The following is a 14,214-nucleotide window of genomic DNA, read 5'->3' as shown; positions in this document are numbered from 1 at the left end:
GCATATCTCAGCATTTAGGGGGCGGCGGGAGCCGATGCAAGCAGGGCTACGGCCACGGCCGGCGCGCAGACCGCCGCCAAATCGGCCATTTCCGGGTCGCAATCGATGAGATCCACAAAGTCGCGATAGGGCCGTTCGAGCCGCGTGGCGAGCGTTTGCGCAAGGAACCGCCCGCAGCCGGCGCCGATCACCGGCGCGTCCACGGGCAGGTCCTCCCGCTCCAAGAGCACACGTGCATCCGCTTCGATCTGCTCCAGCTGGCGGCGGGCGAGATAATGCGCCAGCGCCTTCCAGGCGATGAACTCCGCGTCGTCGGCGTCCCGCCCGAGCATGCGGGCGAGCCGGCCGGCGCTCTCCGTGACGCTCTTGCCGCGCTGATCGGCGGCCGGGTAGGGGTCGGCGTTGTCGGGCAATTCGCCGGTGATGCGGTAGACGTCGGCCATGGTGGCGAAGCGTTCGGCGGCGATGCCTTGCATGCGGCCCTTGAACGGTGCGGTTTGCGCGATGGCCATCACCGGCGTGCGGACCACCCCGCCATAGATGAGCTCTCCTTCCGTCATCCTCTCGCCGTCGGTGAGACCGATGGCGGCCGCCGTGCCGTCCTTCAACGGAATGAGATCCGTGGTCGTGGTGCCCACATCCACCAGCAAGCCGTTGGTGCAGAGTTGGGCGGCGAGGGTGGCGCTCGCATGCCAATTGGCCGAAGCCACATCCGGCCAGTGCGCGCGCACGGCATCGCCGCCGACGAGGCCGTCCTTCAGGCTGTAGAACAGCGTTGCCGGGCCCGTCGTCTTGATCATCAGGCCGGTGAGATAGGCGACGCCCGCGGCGCGTGACGGGAACACGTCGGAGAGTTCCCCGGTCATGGTCACGGCGTGCCGCCCCTCGGCCGGGCAGGCCTCCAGTGCCACGGCCACCGCCTGGTTGAATTTCCCCGGGTCGGCGATCGCGGGGCAGGGGATCTGCGTCACCGCGGTGACGCGCCCGTCCTCCACTTGCGCCAGCTTGACGTTGGCGCGCCCAAATCCCACCCAAATGAAGCTGCCATTCAGCCCTCAATTTGCCAGCACCGTGTTTAACGTCATGATAGGGTCAGCACTGCAGGAGCGCTCGCCATGACGCTTCAGTCTGAAGCCATCTCCAGGGAGACGTCCGGCGATTTCGCCGTCATCCCCGTCATCGATCTCAAGGATGGGTTAGTCGTCCATGCCCGCGCCGGCAAGCATGCCCGTGCCGGCAAGCGCGCCGAATACCGCCCGCTCGCGAGCCCCTTCGGCCCGCCCCACGATCCCGTGGTCATTGCCCGGGCCCTCCTAGCGATCACCGGATCGCCAATCCTCTATGTCGCCGACCTCGACGCCATTCTGGGCCGCGGCGACAATTTCGCCCTTTGCCGGGAGCTCGCCGACGCCTTTCCCGGCACGGCGCTGTGGATCGATGCCGGTTTCTCCGACGTCTCCGACTGCGCCTTCTGGCTGCCGCTGGGCGCCACCCTGGTCATCGGCAGCGAGACCCTTGCCGGCCTCGAGGCCTGGGAGAATATTCGTGCCAGCTTCGGCAACAATGTCGTCCTGTCTCTCGACTTCGACGAGCAGGGCTTGCGTGGGCCCGACGCGGTGATCGCCGATCCGGCGCTGTGGCCCAACCGGCTCATCTTGATGAGCCTCGGCCTTGTCGGCCGTGAGCAGGGCCCCGATTTCGGCCGTCTGAAGGACGCCTTGGGCTGCGAGGGAGACCGCGCCGTCTATGTCGCCGGCGGCGTCGGCAATCTGGACGACATTAAGCAAGCAGCCGAGCTCGCGCCCACGGGGTGCTCGCCGCCACGGCGCTCCATGCCGGTACGGTCACCCAAAAAGAAATCGCCGCCCTCTTGCGAGGACGGCGATCTCAAACCTAAGGGCTGTAAGCGCCGTTCTTAAAGACCGAGCTTCTGCAGCCACCGCCGAATCGGGCCCGGAGCACCCGGGTCGTCCCGACCTGGGGGTTCTCCCTTTCAGCCAGCGGCGAAGGGGTGAGCGGCAGTGTCCTTCTTCGCGGTCACTTCGGAGGCCTTGGGCTCGCCGGCGACGGCGCGGGCGATGGCTTCCTTGGTGGCGCGATAGTTGAAGTCCTGGATCTTCTTGTCGTCCTTGGCTTCCCAATGGATGAACACGCCGACGCAGACATAAAGGTCGTCTGCCTCGTTGGCGGGGATCACACCTTCGGCCACGGAGTCAGCCACGGCCTTGGCCACGGCGTACTGAGCAGGACCGAACATCTGCACGGCCTGACGCGCATCCTTGATGGTGACCTTGTTGTAAAGGATCGTTGCCGGCTTGCAGAGCAGGTTCGGCGCGACCACGGCGAGAAGCGTGGTGAAGCCGTCCTTGTTGTTCGTCAGCGCGTTGCAGAACGCCGTCTCCACGGCACTGCCGCGCGGGCCGAGCAACAGATCGATGTGAGCAACTTCGTTACCGTCGCCGACGAGCGACTCGCCGACACAAACACCAGTGATTTTGGCCATGAGGCAACCCCTCCCTAGTACTAGGATGATCAAAACAAAACGGCGGTCGCCGGCCCAGAGTCCGGCGACAAGCCGACGAAAGTGGCTCTGGGTGAACGCTCCTCCGTCCGCAACTCCCAGTCGGAGCTCCGCGGGGCCGAACATAAGCCGGGGTCGGAAGGCTGGGCAAGTCGATTATTACCCACTTTGGTGCGTCGGAGTTGTTCGTTATCCGGACGTTACCGGGTCACGCAAAGCCGCCGCGAACAGGGTCGCCACGGTGAGGTCGGCGGAAGTCCCCGGATTCAGCCCCCGTTCCTTCAAAGATCGGTCGAAAGCAGCCAACGGCGCCGCCATTTCCTCCGGAGCGGCCGATTGCGAAAGTCCCGCTTCGATCGGCCTCGCCTCATCGCGAACATCGCTGGCGACGTTCCCGCCGAACTTGCGCTCGATCAGCGTGTCGGGAATGTGGGCGAGGAATCCGAGATAAACATAGGTGGTGACCCAGGGCACGTCGCCCCAGCGCGCGAGCCCGCCATCGAGCCATTTCAGGCCGAGCTCGAAAATGTCGACGAAATCGTGCGTGTAGTTCCAGGCGATGCGGTCGCGGGTCTCCGCCGCGCGCATCGCCTCCAGCAGCGTGACCCTCGGTTCCGAGGCGACGTCATGGGCGGGGGCCTCTCCGAGCCCGCCGGGTGCGGCCTGACGGATGGCGCGATAAGCCGCTTTCGCATCCTCGATGGTGAGCGTTCCGAGCACGATGTCGAGCCGGTCGCGCAACCTGCCGCCCGAGGCGAGGGCGGCTTGGGCCAGGGGTGCGCCCAGCAAGACGATGCCGAGATTGGTGTTCTGTTTGACCGCCGCTTGCGTGGCGGCGACCGCACCTTCGATGCGCTGCCCGACCGAGAGGCCCGCGGCCCCATGAGGGGTGCCGCCGCGGCGGCGCTCACCTCGAAATCGCCGACACTCATGCTGTGGCCGTTGGCGAAGCGATGCACATTGCCGGGCTTCAGCGCGTCGAGTTCCGCCAGGCAGGCCTCGTGGAAGGCTGCCGCGATCGCCTCTGGCTTAAGCGGCGCGGTCAAGCGCCCTCGATGTCTTTGCGGCGGGCCGGGGGCAGGGCGGCGTCGAGAAATGCATCGACCACGTGATCGGAAATGCGCACACGACTCACCCGCTGGAGCCCGTTCATGCCGGCATGGAGTTCACCTCGAGCACCAGGAAGCGGCCGTCCGGGGCCTGGATGATGTCGACCCCGGCATAGTCGGCGCCGACCGAAGCCGCGGCCCGCACGGCGAGGTCGCCGAGCTCCTGGCTGGCGATGGCCGCCTTGGCGCGTGCGCCTTGCTTGATATTGGTGATCCAGTGGGTCCCGTGTCGGATCATGGAAGCCACAACGCGCCCCGCGCAGATAAAGATCCGCCAGTCCTGATGCTGGGCGTGCGCGGGCGGCACGAACTCTTGCAGATGGTAGACGCCGTTCACCTCGTCCGGCGGCGACAGATCGTCGATCTCCGCGATCAAGCGGAGGCCTTTGCCTTGCGCGCCGAACAGGGGCTTTTGCACGAGCTTGTGCCCTTCGGCGTATGCCTTGCGGACGATCTCCTCCGCGGCGCTCCGGCTGACCGAGGTGAAGGTCCGGGGCGTCGGCAGTCCCGCCCGCTGCAAGAAGAAGGTGGTGGTGGATTTGTCGACGCAGCGCTCGATGGCGCGGGCGCGTTCCACACGGTCACGCCGAGCTCCCGCAAGGCATGCAGCACGCCGAGATAGGTGGTCACCTGCTCGAAGCTGCCGCCAGGCACGAAGCGCACGAAGCCGCTTCCGGGCGATGATCGCCGAGGCCCGGAATGGCCAGGCCCGTGGCGGTCTCGGTCGAGAAGCCGCAGGTCGCCAGCGGCGCGACCAGCGGCTTGATGCCTCGCCGCTTGAACGCCCTGAGCAGGCTCCGCCCGTGCCAATCCCGTCCATCGCCGAACAGGAGGATGGCGGGATTGAGCGGGGCTGCGGGCGCCATGGGCGTGTCTTTGCGCGCTTAGCCGAAGGAGCGGGAGAGCACGGCGTCGTCGATATGACCGCTCTGGAAGCTTTCGCCCGTTTCGAGGGACGTCACCGTCACCTTGGCCGGGCTGAACAGCATGGGATCGATTTGATAGAAATCGCCCTTCACCGCCGCGAAGATCTCGGCGAATGGCTTGCCGTAGTCTTTCGACTGGATGCTCGGCAGCGCTTCGGCGAGCTTCTTGGCCGCCGCCGCTTCACCCGTGACGTAGAGCTGGGCGCGGCCGCCATAGATGATGGCATCGTTGGTGCGTCCCATGGCTTCGATGAAGCCGGGCGTCGGCGGTGGCACCGGCACGGTGGCCATGCCGTCGACGATGTCCTCCAGCGGGAAGTGCAGCTCATGCGCCTTATGCAGCGCCACCTCGAGGCAGCGCGCGGCGATCTGCACCGTGCCGGCGAGGCTGGACGTCGGGGCATAGAGGATGGTCAGCTGCTCGGGCTTGATCTTGCAGGCCTCGGCGATTTTCGCGACCATCGCCGCCGGGGGCGCCTTGTCCGCCTCGATCACGAGCGCGGCCGACTTCGCCTTGTCGCGATAGCCGAGCTCCTCGTAGAGCTTCTCCGACGAGCCCATGGCGCGGGCCGGGCCGGAACCGAGCACGTTGAATTTCTTGCCGTTGTCGTCAACCGACAGGCTCCACCCGGCATATTGCGAGCCGAGGCAGGCAATCACCGGCTGGCTCGTATGCACTGTCACGTTGAAGGGCCACGGGTCCTCGGTGTTGGTGGTCTCGAACGTCACCACGCCGAGCCCTCCGAGGCAGACCTCCGACAGGCGCCGGCCCGCTTCCAGACCGCCCACGGCGTTCACGCCGCAATCGATCAAGGTCTCGCCGAGCGAGCCCTTCGTCACGCTCACGCGCAAGGCGTCGGCATTATCGATGATGTCGCGCACCAGCGGTGCGACTTGGGTGTTGATGCTCGGCTGCTTCATCTGTTTCGCTGCACTTCCTTCGTTCTTTTTCTTGTTCACACTGCTCCCCCTGGGATTTTTGAATCTTGGCCAGCAGGCTGGCTTTCCGGGTCTCGACGAGGCGCTTGGCACGCCCTCTGGTCCCGGCGCGGGCCAGTAAAGTGCATATCGGACGCTGTTTGTCGATCTGCTCGCCGGGCTTTGGCAGGTCGGCCGCCCAGGAGGGCCAAATCATGCTGCGGGGCACAATGAGACGCTTCGGCGCATGGATGATCGTCGAGGCCGCAGCGCCCTCGAATGCCAGGCCTTCCCGGGGGAGCCTGCCGCGTTTCACCGCGTCCACATGAAGACCAAGCAGCGATTTTGCCGCGCCTGCGAAGACGTCGAGTGTGGCGCCGGGTCGCGGGTTGATCTCCAGCAACAGGGGCTGATTCTCCGTGAGCACGAAATCCGCGGAGCCGAGTCCCTTGAGGCCGAAGGCCGAGACCACGCGCGCCACGGCCCGCGTCATCTCCGCCTCCGCGGCTTTGGTCAAATTGGCCGGGCGCACCGCGCCCCCATAGCGCCAAGGCCGGCGAGGCGCCGGCGCGGGCCATTGCTCGCTGAAGCCGATGACGCGACAGCGACGCCCATTGGCGACGAACAGCGCCGAGATCGCACGTCCCGCGACCCATCTCTGGAAATAGATGTCGTCCGCGTCCTTCTGCAGCCGGCTCGGCACCACATGGCTGCCGCCGGCGCCGCCGCGCCGCTTGGCGATCCAGCCAGCGCCCTTGGCAGGACGCCCTTCGCGCGTCTCGGGGTGTGGGATGCCAAGCCGCTCCAGCGTGCCGAAGAATGTCTCCGGCGCCTTGATCGCCTTGACCGTTGCGGCGTCGTTGCCGAGGAGCGGCATGCGCGCCGCGATCCGGGCGAGGAGTTGCGGCCGGTCCTCGAACCCGGAGCCGTAGATCGCCCCGAGAACGGGCGAGGGTGCCTGCTTGGCGAGCGCTTCGAGCGCCGGCCGCAAACTCCGCCATTGGAAGCCGTGGGCGATGTCGCTCGGCAACTTGCGGCAGGCGGCGGTCAGCGCATGGGTGTCGGCATCGGCAAAGAAGTCGCAAACGAGCGCATCGTAGCCGGCCTCGACGGCGGCGGCGCGAGCGCGCGGCCCGAGATCGCCGCGATCAGGAGCGAGCCGCGCCGCGAACGTCCCCGTCCGGGCGGCGGCGCCTTAAGAGGCGAGCTTCTGAGCGAGTTTGTAAGCGGCACGGAAATCGAGATAGACCGGCTTCTCCGCCTCGATCATCTCCTTGAAGAGTCCACTTTCGGTTTTGTACTTCACGTCGCCGATGGCGAGCGCCCCGATGCCGACCGCGCTCGTGCCCTCGATGGGCGTGCCGTTGTCCTTGATGCCGACCCCTTCGACGCCATGCGGCGGCACCGCGTTGACGTCCGCCACGACCTTGAGGTCCTTCGCCGGCTTGATCTGATTTAGGCTCAAGAGCTGTCGGCCCGCCGGACCGGCGGTGAAGATGATGTCGGCCTCGCGCGCAAGCTCCGCCTTCTGCTCCTCGGTGGTGCCGTCGGCAAAACCGAGATCGACCTCGAATCGCGCATTGGCTTCCATCGTCAGCCGGCGCACGCGCTCCGGTCCGTCATACCCGACCAGCACCGCCTTGGCGCCGTCCATCGTGGCGATGACGGCGGACGCGAAGGCGACGACGCCGGTGCCGCCATAGACGACGACGCGCTTATCCTTGAGGTCGGTGGCGAACTTCTCCTTCAGCGCCACCTTGGCGCAAGCCACCATGGCGGCGGCGGTGGTGAAGGAGCCGGCCGGATCGGCGAATACCGAGATCTCGAACGGCGGCACCATCGCCTTCTTGGCGCGGTCCATCATGTCGAGCGCCTCGATGGCCTTCTTGCCGCCGATGAACATGCCGGTGCGCTTGATGCCGTCGGGGCTGCGCGAGAAGATCGCGTCCTGCACCAGTCCATACACGTCGTCGACCGTGACGTTGGTGTAGGGGATGGCGTGGTCGTAGCCGGCGTCCAGCCCCATGTTGACGTCGAACGGGCTCATATGTTTGAGCGGCGTGATCATGTGCAGAATGCGCGGCGGCGCCATCGTAAATCTCCCGTCATTTGGCTCGCGGGTTCGCCGCGGCCCGCGCGCCAGGCACGGGTGGCAAACGCCGATGGCCTCGCTTTAGCATAATCGGCGCGGCGTCAAAGCGCCTCAATCGGCGAGTGTTACCGATTTCCTCGCTCAGCCGATGGCGATCTCGGCGCCTTCGTTGCGCCGCGCGCCAGCACCAGGCGCAGGCCCGCGCCGAGCCCCCGCTGGCGCAGCGCCGATAGCATCTCCTGGCCTTCGTGCTCGCTGGCGGCGAAAGCGAAGCCGGTCGGCCCCCACGAGCTCTGCCCGAGCCCGGTCACGCCGTCGGCGCGCAAGCCTTCAAGCACGGCTGCCACGCGCGGGCTCGTGAAGATGCCGCCCTGTAGAGAGGCAAAATAGGCGCCCATGCGCGCCTGCAGGTGCCCCACCTCGGCGCAGAAGCTGGCGAAGTCGAGTGCGGCGAGGGCGGGGAGCGCCCGCTCGACGATCCGTTGCTGGAGATCCGTCGTCTCGGCTTCCGGGAAATCCGCCAGCGCCTCGAGGCCGCCACCTCGCTCGCCCCGTCCAGGCCTTTGGCGCTGTCGTCGAAGATGAGCAGCGCCCGCCAGTCTTCCGGAAAGGGGACGCGGGCGACGAGTTGGGGCAGAGCGCCATCGGCGGGGCCGCTATCCAGCACCGCGCCGCCGGTCTCGAAGGTGGCAATGCCGATGCCCGACCGCGCCCCGCGGCCGAGCCGGCCGGCGATCTCGAGTGGCGACAGGTCGAGACCTTCGGCGGCGGCGAAAGCGGTGCGACCGCGAGCGCCAGCTGGGTGCCGGAGCCGAGGCCCGCATGGGAGGGAATGACCCGCTCCATCCGCAGGCGATAGCCCGGGAGATGCCGCAGCTTTCGGCGATCGCCGCCAGGTAGCGCGCGCACGTTCGCTCTCCGGTCCGCTCACGTCGGAGGTCTCGGCGCGCTGGAGCCTGAGCCGCGTGCACGGGCGGTCCAGCGACAGTCCGAAACTGCCGAAGGGCCGGGTCCCGCGTCCGCTCGGGTCGAGGAACCCGAAATGCAGACGCGCGGTCGTGGTCACCGCCACGGCAGGGGAAGGGGGCATGGAATCGGACTCAAGCAAAACGGACCGCGAACCAGTGGACGTCAAAACATGCCGTTGGGGTTTGCCGATGTCTTCGGCGCGACCTGCAACACGTCCCAGTGCTCTACAATCTTTCCGGCGTCATCCAACCGGAAAATGTCGATGGCAATCCAATCTTCGTCGCCGGGCCATTCCTGCAAGCAATGAATCGCCACGTGATTGCCCTCGGCGATGACGCGCTTGAAATGAACGCGCTTGCCTGGATAGCGGCGGTCCATCTCTTCGAAATATTCGATGAACCCGTCCTTGCCGGTTTTCACGCCGGGATTGTGCTGGATGTAATCGGCCCCGGCATAGAGCGCCATGGCCTCGCGCGGCCGCGACTGATTGAAGGCCAAATCGTAGAACGCCATTACGGCAGTCTTATTACGCTCCAGGTCTGACATGAGGTCTGACATGAGGTCGCCTCGAAAGGCCTCCTTTGAACGTCTCGGTGCCTCTGATATGCTCTCGCGCAAACTGCGGAAATGCGGCCCACTTTTTCAAAAGACGGTGGATATGGCAACGTCAGAGCGGACCTATAGCGACGCCGAGGTCGAAGCGCGGCTCAAGAAGGAGCTGCCGCACTGGCATCTCGAAGGCGGCTGGATCCGGCGTAAATACAAGACCAATAGCTGGAAGGGCACGCTGATGGTGATCAACACCATCGGCCATCTCGCCGAGGCCGCCTGGCACCATCCCGATATTACCGCGTCCTATGCCTGGGTTGAGGTGCGTCTGATGAATCACGCGGCCAAGGGCATCTCGGACAAGGACTTCGAGCTCGCCAAGAAGATCGAGGATGTGGTGTGCTGGCAGCCGGGCGCGAAGGCGGCGCGCTCGAAGGCACGCCCGCCGACGACATGCGCTTTTCGTATATCAAATACGACAAGCCGAAAAGCTGACCGAAAAGCTGATTCTGGCTGGCTGAGCGTATTCGCGCGCTTGCGCCATTGGGGTCACCTGTTTAATTGTGCGCCGCTATGGCGAAGATGAGGGGGGAGGAGGCCGAGTTGGACAGCGCGCTCGAACGTGCAGCGGACTTGCTGGATCGCGCGCGATTCCCGGTCTTCGGCGGACTTCTCACCGACATCGGCGGCGCCGCGGCCGCGCTGAGCCTCGCCGAGAAGCTCGGTGGCGTCATCGATCATGCGGCCAGCGCCGGCCTCATGCGCGCCTCCAAGGTCATGCGCGAGACGGGCGGCACACCGGCAAGCTTCGGCGAGATCCGCAATCGCGCCGATACCGTCGTGGTGATCGGCAAGGCGCCGCTCGCCCGCGACCCCGATCTCGTGGAGAAGCTGTTTCCCGCAAAGCCGGGACTGCCGCGCCCCGGTGACAACAAGCGCGAGTTGATTCTTCTCGGGGCCGACAAGGCCAAGACGCCGAAACATGTGAGCGCGACCGCGGTGGACAGCCGGGCGTCGCTGCCCGAGCTCGTCGCGCTCCTCGCCGCCAGCTTGCGCGAAGGCCGCTTCGACCTGCGCGACACGGCGTTGCGAGCGAAGATCGACGCCGCCGCGGCGCGCTTGCGTAAATCCGCCTTCGCCGTCTTCGTCTACGATCCGGCCGAGATCGAGGAACCGGTGATGCACACTGTCTTGGAGATGGTGCGCCATCTGGTGCTCACCACCCGCGCGGCAATTCTTTCGATGGCCGCGCCCGGCAATGGCGATGGCGTCAATCTGTGCTCCACTTGGACGTGCGGGTTGCCCATACGCACGAGTTTTGCCGGTGACGTGCCGCAGCATGATGCGTGGGCTTACGACACCGACCGGCTGCTCAAATCGGCCGAGGCCGACGCGCTGGTGTGGATCGACGCGCTGGCGGGCGACACTGCGGCGCGACCGAAAGGCGCTGCCGCCATCGTGCTGTCGGCCAATCCCACGCGCGCGGCCAAGGACGACATCGTCATCGAGGTGGCGAGCGCCGCCGCCGATCACGACGCGGCTCTCTTTCTGCCGCCCCTCTCGGGCATCGGCATGGTCAAGGCCGGCAAAGCGGATAAGGGCAAGCCGACCGTCGCCGCCGTGCTGACCCGCATCGCCGAGTTGATCGACGAGAGAAGGGCGGCCTGATGCTCATCGAGCTGAGAGGCGGCCGCATCATCGATCCGGCCAACAACCGCGACAGCGTCGGCGATCTCTTCATCGAGGACGGCCGCATCGTCGCCGCGCCGGAAGGCCGCACGCCGGACGAGGTCTACGATATCCGCGGCAAGATCGTCATGGCCGGCGCCATCGACGTGCACTCCCATATCGCCGGTTCCAACGTCACCCTTGGCCGCCAGCTGATGCCCGAGCTGCCGGCGCTCGCCGCCCAAGACGGGCAGCCGATCGCGCCGTCGCCGGCCTCATGGGGGGCCTATGCCACCGGCATTCGCTATGCCGAGATGGGCTACACCACAGTCATCGAGCCGGCGATGATCCCGACCCACGCCATCGAGGCGCAGATCGCGCTCGCCGCGATCCCGATCATCGACGTGGCCGGGCTCGTCATTCTCGGCAATGACGACTACACGCTCGAGCTGTTGCGCGACGGACGCGGCGGCGGCGACGAGCTGAAGGATTATGTCGCCTGGACCCTGCATCACTCCAAGGCGCTCGGCCTCAAGGTCATCAATGCCGGCGGCTCGGAGGCCTCAAGTTCAACGACCGCAAATTCGGTCTCGACGACGAGGTGCCGGACTACGGCGTGTCATCCCGCGCCATCGTCGAGGCGATGCAGAACGCGGTGGCCGGTCTCGGCGTGCCGCATCCGCCCCATGTTCACTGCAACAATCTCGGCATCGCCGGCAACGTGGAGACTGCGGTCGCCACGCTCGAGGCGACGCAAAGCCTGCCCATTCACTTCGCCCACATCCAGTTCTACGGGTATGGCGACGGCGGCGATCGCGGCTTCTCATCCGGCGCGCCGCGTCTCATGGAGGCGGTGAACAAGCACAAGAACGCCTCCGTCGACGTCGGCCAGGTGATGTTCGGCCAGACCATCACCATCTCCGGCGACATTCTGCGCCAGTTCGACGGACGCCACGCCGCGAGCCCGAAGAAATGGGCGCTCAATCAGGGCGACGGCAACGGCACCGGCGTGGTGCCTTACAACTACAAGCCCAAGAGCTTCGTCAACGCGCTGCAATGGGCCATCGGTCTCGAGATCTTCCTCATGGCCGAAGATCCCTGGCGCGTGCTGTTCTCGACCGACCATCCGAACGGCGCGCTGTTCGTGCGCTATCCGGAAATCTTTCACCTGCTCATGGACAAGGACGAGCGCGCCCGCTGGCTCGACGATCTACCCGAGGCCTCGCGGGAGGTATCCAATCTCGCCGGGATCACCCGCGAGCTGACCCTGTCCGAGCTCGCCGTCATCACCCGCGCCGCGCCGGCCAAGCTGCTTGGCCTCACCGACCGCGGTCATTTGGCGCCCGGCGCCATCGCCGACATTGCCGTCTATGCTGAGCAGAAAAACAAGACGGCGATGTTCTCCGCCGCCGATTTGGTGTTCAAGTCGGGCGAGCTCGTGGTGCGCAAAGGCAAGGTCGTGCGCGTAACCTATGGCCGCTGTTATCACGTCGAGCCTGGTTTTGACGCGCAGATTGAGAAGCGCGTAAAAACCTTCTACGACCGCTATTATGGCGTCGATCCGTCCTGGTTCGGCGTTTCCGACGCCGTCACCACCCGCCGCGACGCTTCGCGGCGATCCCAACGTCGAGATGACATGGCAGAGCTAAAAGTCAAAGGCGTCACCATTATCGAAACGTTTGCCGAGGCCTTTCCCATGGTCGGCACGCGGATCATCATCACGGCGCCCACCATGGAATGGGCGCTGATCTCGGCGCGCACCATGACCGGTTTCGCCACCTCGGTGATCGCCTGCGGAGCCGAGGCCGGCATCGAGCGCACGCTGTCGCGGAAAGAAACCCCCGACGGGCGCCCCGGCGTCGCCGTGCTGCTGTTCACCATGAATGCCGACAAGCTCCAGACGCAGCTCAGGAACCGCGTCGGCCAATGCGTGCTGACCAGTCCCGGCTCGGCCTGCTTTGCCGGGCTCGAAGGCGAGAAATCGCTGAAGCTAGGTTCGTCGCTCCGGTTCTTCGGCGACGGCTGGCAGATGTCGAAAGTGCTCGGCGGCAAGCGTTATTGGCGCATTCCCGTCATGGACGGTGAGTTCGTCTGCGAGGACAAGACGGGGCTGACCAAGAAAGCGGTCGGCGGCGGCAATCTTCTGGTGCTCGGCAAGACTCATGCGGCCGTGCTCGCTGCCTGCACCCGCGCGGTGAAGGCCATGGCCGAACTGCCCGACGTCATTACCCCGTTCCCCGGCGGCATCGTGCGCTCCGGCTCTAAGGTCGGCTCGAAATATAAGGGCCAGATCGCCTCGACCAACGACGCCTATTGCCCGAGCCTGAAGGGCGCGGTGAAATCGGAGCTGCCGCTCAACGTGGAAGCGGTGCTGGAGATCGTCATCGACGGCCTGACCGCCGAGGCCATCCACAAGGCGATGCATGCGGGCATTCACGCCATCGCCAAGGGCGGTGCGCGGGAAGGTGTCACCCATATCACCGCCGGCAATTACGGCGGCAATCTTGGCCCCCATCACTTCCACCTGAAGGAGATCGTCGGGTGAGCGCGCTGATCTTCGAGCTGAAAGACACGCCCGGCCAGCGGCTCGACCTGTCGCCGCTGGTGCCCGCGCGGCTAGCTGGCATGAGCCGCAAGGACATCGAGGCGGTGTCGATCGGCACCACGCGCGAAACGCTCACCGTGGGCGACGCCTTCAAGGTGAAGGGCAAGGACGCGCAGAACATCCACTTCGTCGGCACCGACGAGCGTTGCGACAAGATCGGCGCCGAGCTCGAGGGCGGCGCGATTTTCGTCGACGGCGACGCGGGCGCCTCTCTCGGCGCGCGCATGAAGTCCGGCAAGATCGGCGTGACCGGAAGCGCCGGCGTGCTTGCCGCCGCCAGCATGGCCGGCGGCGAGATCACCATTCGCCGCAATGTGGGCGCGCAAGCCTGCGGCGTGGCCTTGGGCGAGACCATGGGCATGAAGGGCGGCTTCGTCACCGTCGGCGGCGATACTGGCGCGCTGCTCGGCGAACGCATGCGTCGCGGGCCTCGTGGTCGTCGGCGGCAAGGCGGGCGACTATGCCGGCGGCCGCATGATTGCCGGCACGCTCGTGCTCAGCGCGGCGCCGGCCGCTACGCCGGCTATGGCAACCGCCGCGGCAGCCTCATCTTCATGGAGAAGCCCAAGGACATCCTGCCCACCTTCAGCGATTGCGGCGTCATGGAGTTCGATTATCTCCGCCTGCTGGAGAAATGGCTCCGCGACCAAGACATCCGCATCCGGCTCGGCGACCGCGCCCGCCGTCTCATGGGCGACATGGCCGTGCTCGGCAAAGGCGAGATGCTGATCCTCGCCTAAACGGCCAAAGTGGGCTCGTCAGGGGCCTCGCGGGCCTCGATGTTGACGCGCCCCCCGCCCATATCCTCTATGCTTGATCTTTGATCCCTCAAGCGGCGCCTTTCGATGACTGATCTG

13 protein-coding genes and 3 pseudogenes are annotated in these 14,214 nt (G+C 66.1%); 6 read left to right on the top strand and 10 right to left on the bottom strand.

Annotation, left to right across the window (positions count from 1 at the left end):
* Positions 1-14: 14 nt before the first annotated feature.
* Positions 15-1,031, bottom strand: a complete 1,017-nt coding sequence (locus AUC69_RS10210; RefSeq protein WP_158008080.1) for a hydantoinase/oxoprolinase family protein — start codon at positions 1,029-1,031, stop codon at positions 15-17.
* A gap of 84 nt (positions 1,032-1,115) precedes the next feature.
* Between AUC69_RS10210 and AUC69_RS10205 the strand changes: the two genes are divergently transcribed.
* Positions 1,116-1,919, top strand: coding sequence for a HisA/HisF-related TIM barrel protein (locus AUC69_RS10205; RefSeq protein WP_083239317.1), 804 nt, complete (start codon positions 1,116-1,118; stop codon positions 1,917-1,919).
* 74 nt (positions 1,920-1,993) lie between these two features.
* Here AUC69_RS10205 and fae read toward each other — a convergent pair whose 3' ends face one another.
* From fae to AUC69_RS10160, 9 genes and pseudogenes are all read right to left on the bottom strand, one after another.
* Positions 1,994-2,503, bottom strand: coding sequence for a formaldehyde-activating enzyme (gene fae, locus AUC69_RS10200; RefSeq protein ID WP_069442065.1), 510 nt, complete (start codon positions 2,501-2,503; stop codon positions 1,994-1,996).
* 207 nt (positions 2,504-2,710) lie between these two features.
* A pseudogene (locus AUC69_RS10195) lies at positions 2,711-3,567 on the bottom strand (triphosphoribosyl-dephospho-CoA synthase).
* A 103-nt stretch (positions 3,568-3,670) separates the two neighbouring features.
* The gene (locus tag AUC69_RS17990; RefSeq protein WP_204377313.1) at positions 3,671-4,207 is read right to left on the bottom strand and encodes an ATP-grasp domain-containing protein; all 537 of its coding nucleotides are present in this window, start codon (positions 4,205-4,207) and stop codon (positions 3,671-3,673) included.
* A 49-nt stretch (positions 4,208-4,256) separates the two neighbouring features.
* Positions 4,257-4,496 (bottom strand): hypothetical protein, encoded by a 240-nt coding sequence (locus tag AUC69_RS17985; protein ID WP_204377312.1) that lies wholly within the window; start codon positions 4,494-4,496, stop codon positions 4,257-4,259.
* Between the two features lie 18 nt (positions 4,497-4,514).
* Positions 4,515-5,477, bottom strand: coding sequence for a methenyltetrahydromethanopterin cyclohydrolase (mch, locus tag AUC69_RS10185; protein ID WP_069442064.1), 963 nt, complete (start codon positions 5,475-5,477; stop codon positions 4,515-4,517).
* Positions 5,419-6,504, bottom strand: coding sequence for an ATP-grasp domain-containing protein (locus AUC69_RS10180; RefSeq protein WP_141700732.1), 1,086 nt, complete (start codon positions 6,502-6,504; stop codon positions 5,419-5,421). The genes mch and AUC69_RS10180 overlap by 59 nt, the downstream gene beginning before the upstream one ends.
* Positions 6,505-6,669: 165 nt before the next feature.
* The gene (locus tag AUC69_RS10175) at positions 6,670-7,566 is read right to left on the bottom strand and encodes an NAD(P)-dependent methylenetetrahydromethanopterin dehydrogenase (RefSeq protein WP_069442062.1); all 897 of its coding nucleotides are present in this window, start codon (positions 7,564-7,566) and stop codon (positions 6,670-6,672) included.
* 125 nt (positions 7,567-7,691) lie between these two features.
* Complete coding sequence (locus AUC69_RS17470) at positions 7,692-8,045, bottom strand: hypothetical protein (protein ID WP_342018572.1); 354 nt, start codon at positions 8,043-8,045, stop codon at positions 7,692-7,694.
* A gap of 652 nt (positions 8,046-8,697) precedes the next feature.
* Complete coding sequence (locus AUC69_RS10160) at positions 8,698-9,048, bottom strand: nuclear transport factor 2 family protein (RefSeq protein WP_280136640.1); 351 nt, start codon at positions 9,046-9,048, stop codon at positions 8,698-8,700.
* 145 nt (positions 9,049-9,193) lie between these two features.
* On the opposite strand from AUC69_RS10160, the pseudogene AUC69_RS10155 reads away from it, so the two are divergent.
* The 5 genes and pseudogenes from AUC69_RS10155 (at position 9,194) to AUC69_RS10135 (ending at position 14,097) form a co-directional block, all read left to right on the top strand.
* A pseudogene (locus AUC69_RS10155) lies at positions 9,194-9,579 on the top strand (4a-hydroxytetrahydrobiopterin dehydratase).
* 108 nt (positions 9,580-9,687) lie between these two features.
* A complete protein-coding gene (locus AUC69_RS10150; protein WP_141700731.1) occupies positions 9,688-10,752 on the top strand; it encodes a molybdopterin-binding domain-containing protein in 1,065 nt (354 codons plus the stop codon).
* A pseudogene (locus AUC69_RS19030) lies at positions 10,752-11,261 on the top strand (amidohydrolase family protein); the annotation flags it as partial. The gene AUC69_RS10150 and the pseudogene AUC69_RS19030, both read left to right, overlap by 1 nt.
* Before the next feature lie 107 nt (positions 11,262-11,368).
* Entirely contained in the window at positions 11,369-13,297 is a 1,929-nt protein-coding gene (gene fhcD / locus AUC69_RS19375) for a formylmethanofuran--tetrahydromethanopterin N-formyltransferase (RefSeq protein WP_342018569.1), read from the top strand.
* Positions 13,294-14,097, top strand: a complete 804-nt coding sequence (locus AUC69_RS10135; RefSeq protein WP_083239315.1) for a formylmethanofuran dehydrogenase subunit C — start codon at positions 13,294-13,296, stop codon at positions 14,095-14,097. Before fhcD ends, AUC69_RS10135 begins: the two co-directional genes overlap by 4 nt.
* The last annotated feature ends 117 nt before the right edge of the window (positions 14,098-14,214 follow it).

It is taken from the genome of Methyloceanibacter superfactus, from assembly GCF_001723305.1.
GTDB lineage: Bacteria > Pseudomonadota > Alphaproteobacteria > Rhizobiales > Methyloligellaceae > Methyloceanibacter > Methyloceanibacter superfactus.
The sequence above is the reverse complement of the archived record's forward strand: the minus strand, read 5'-3'. Positions and strand labels throughout refer to the sequence as shown.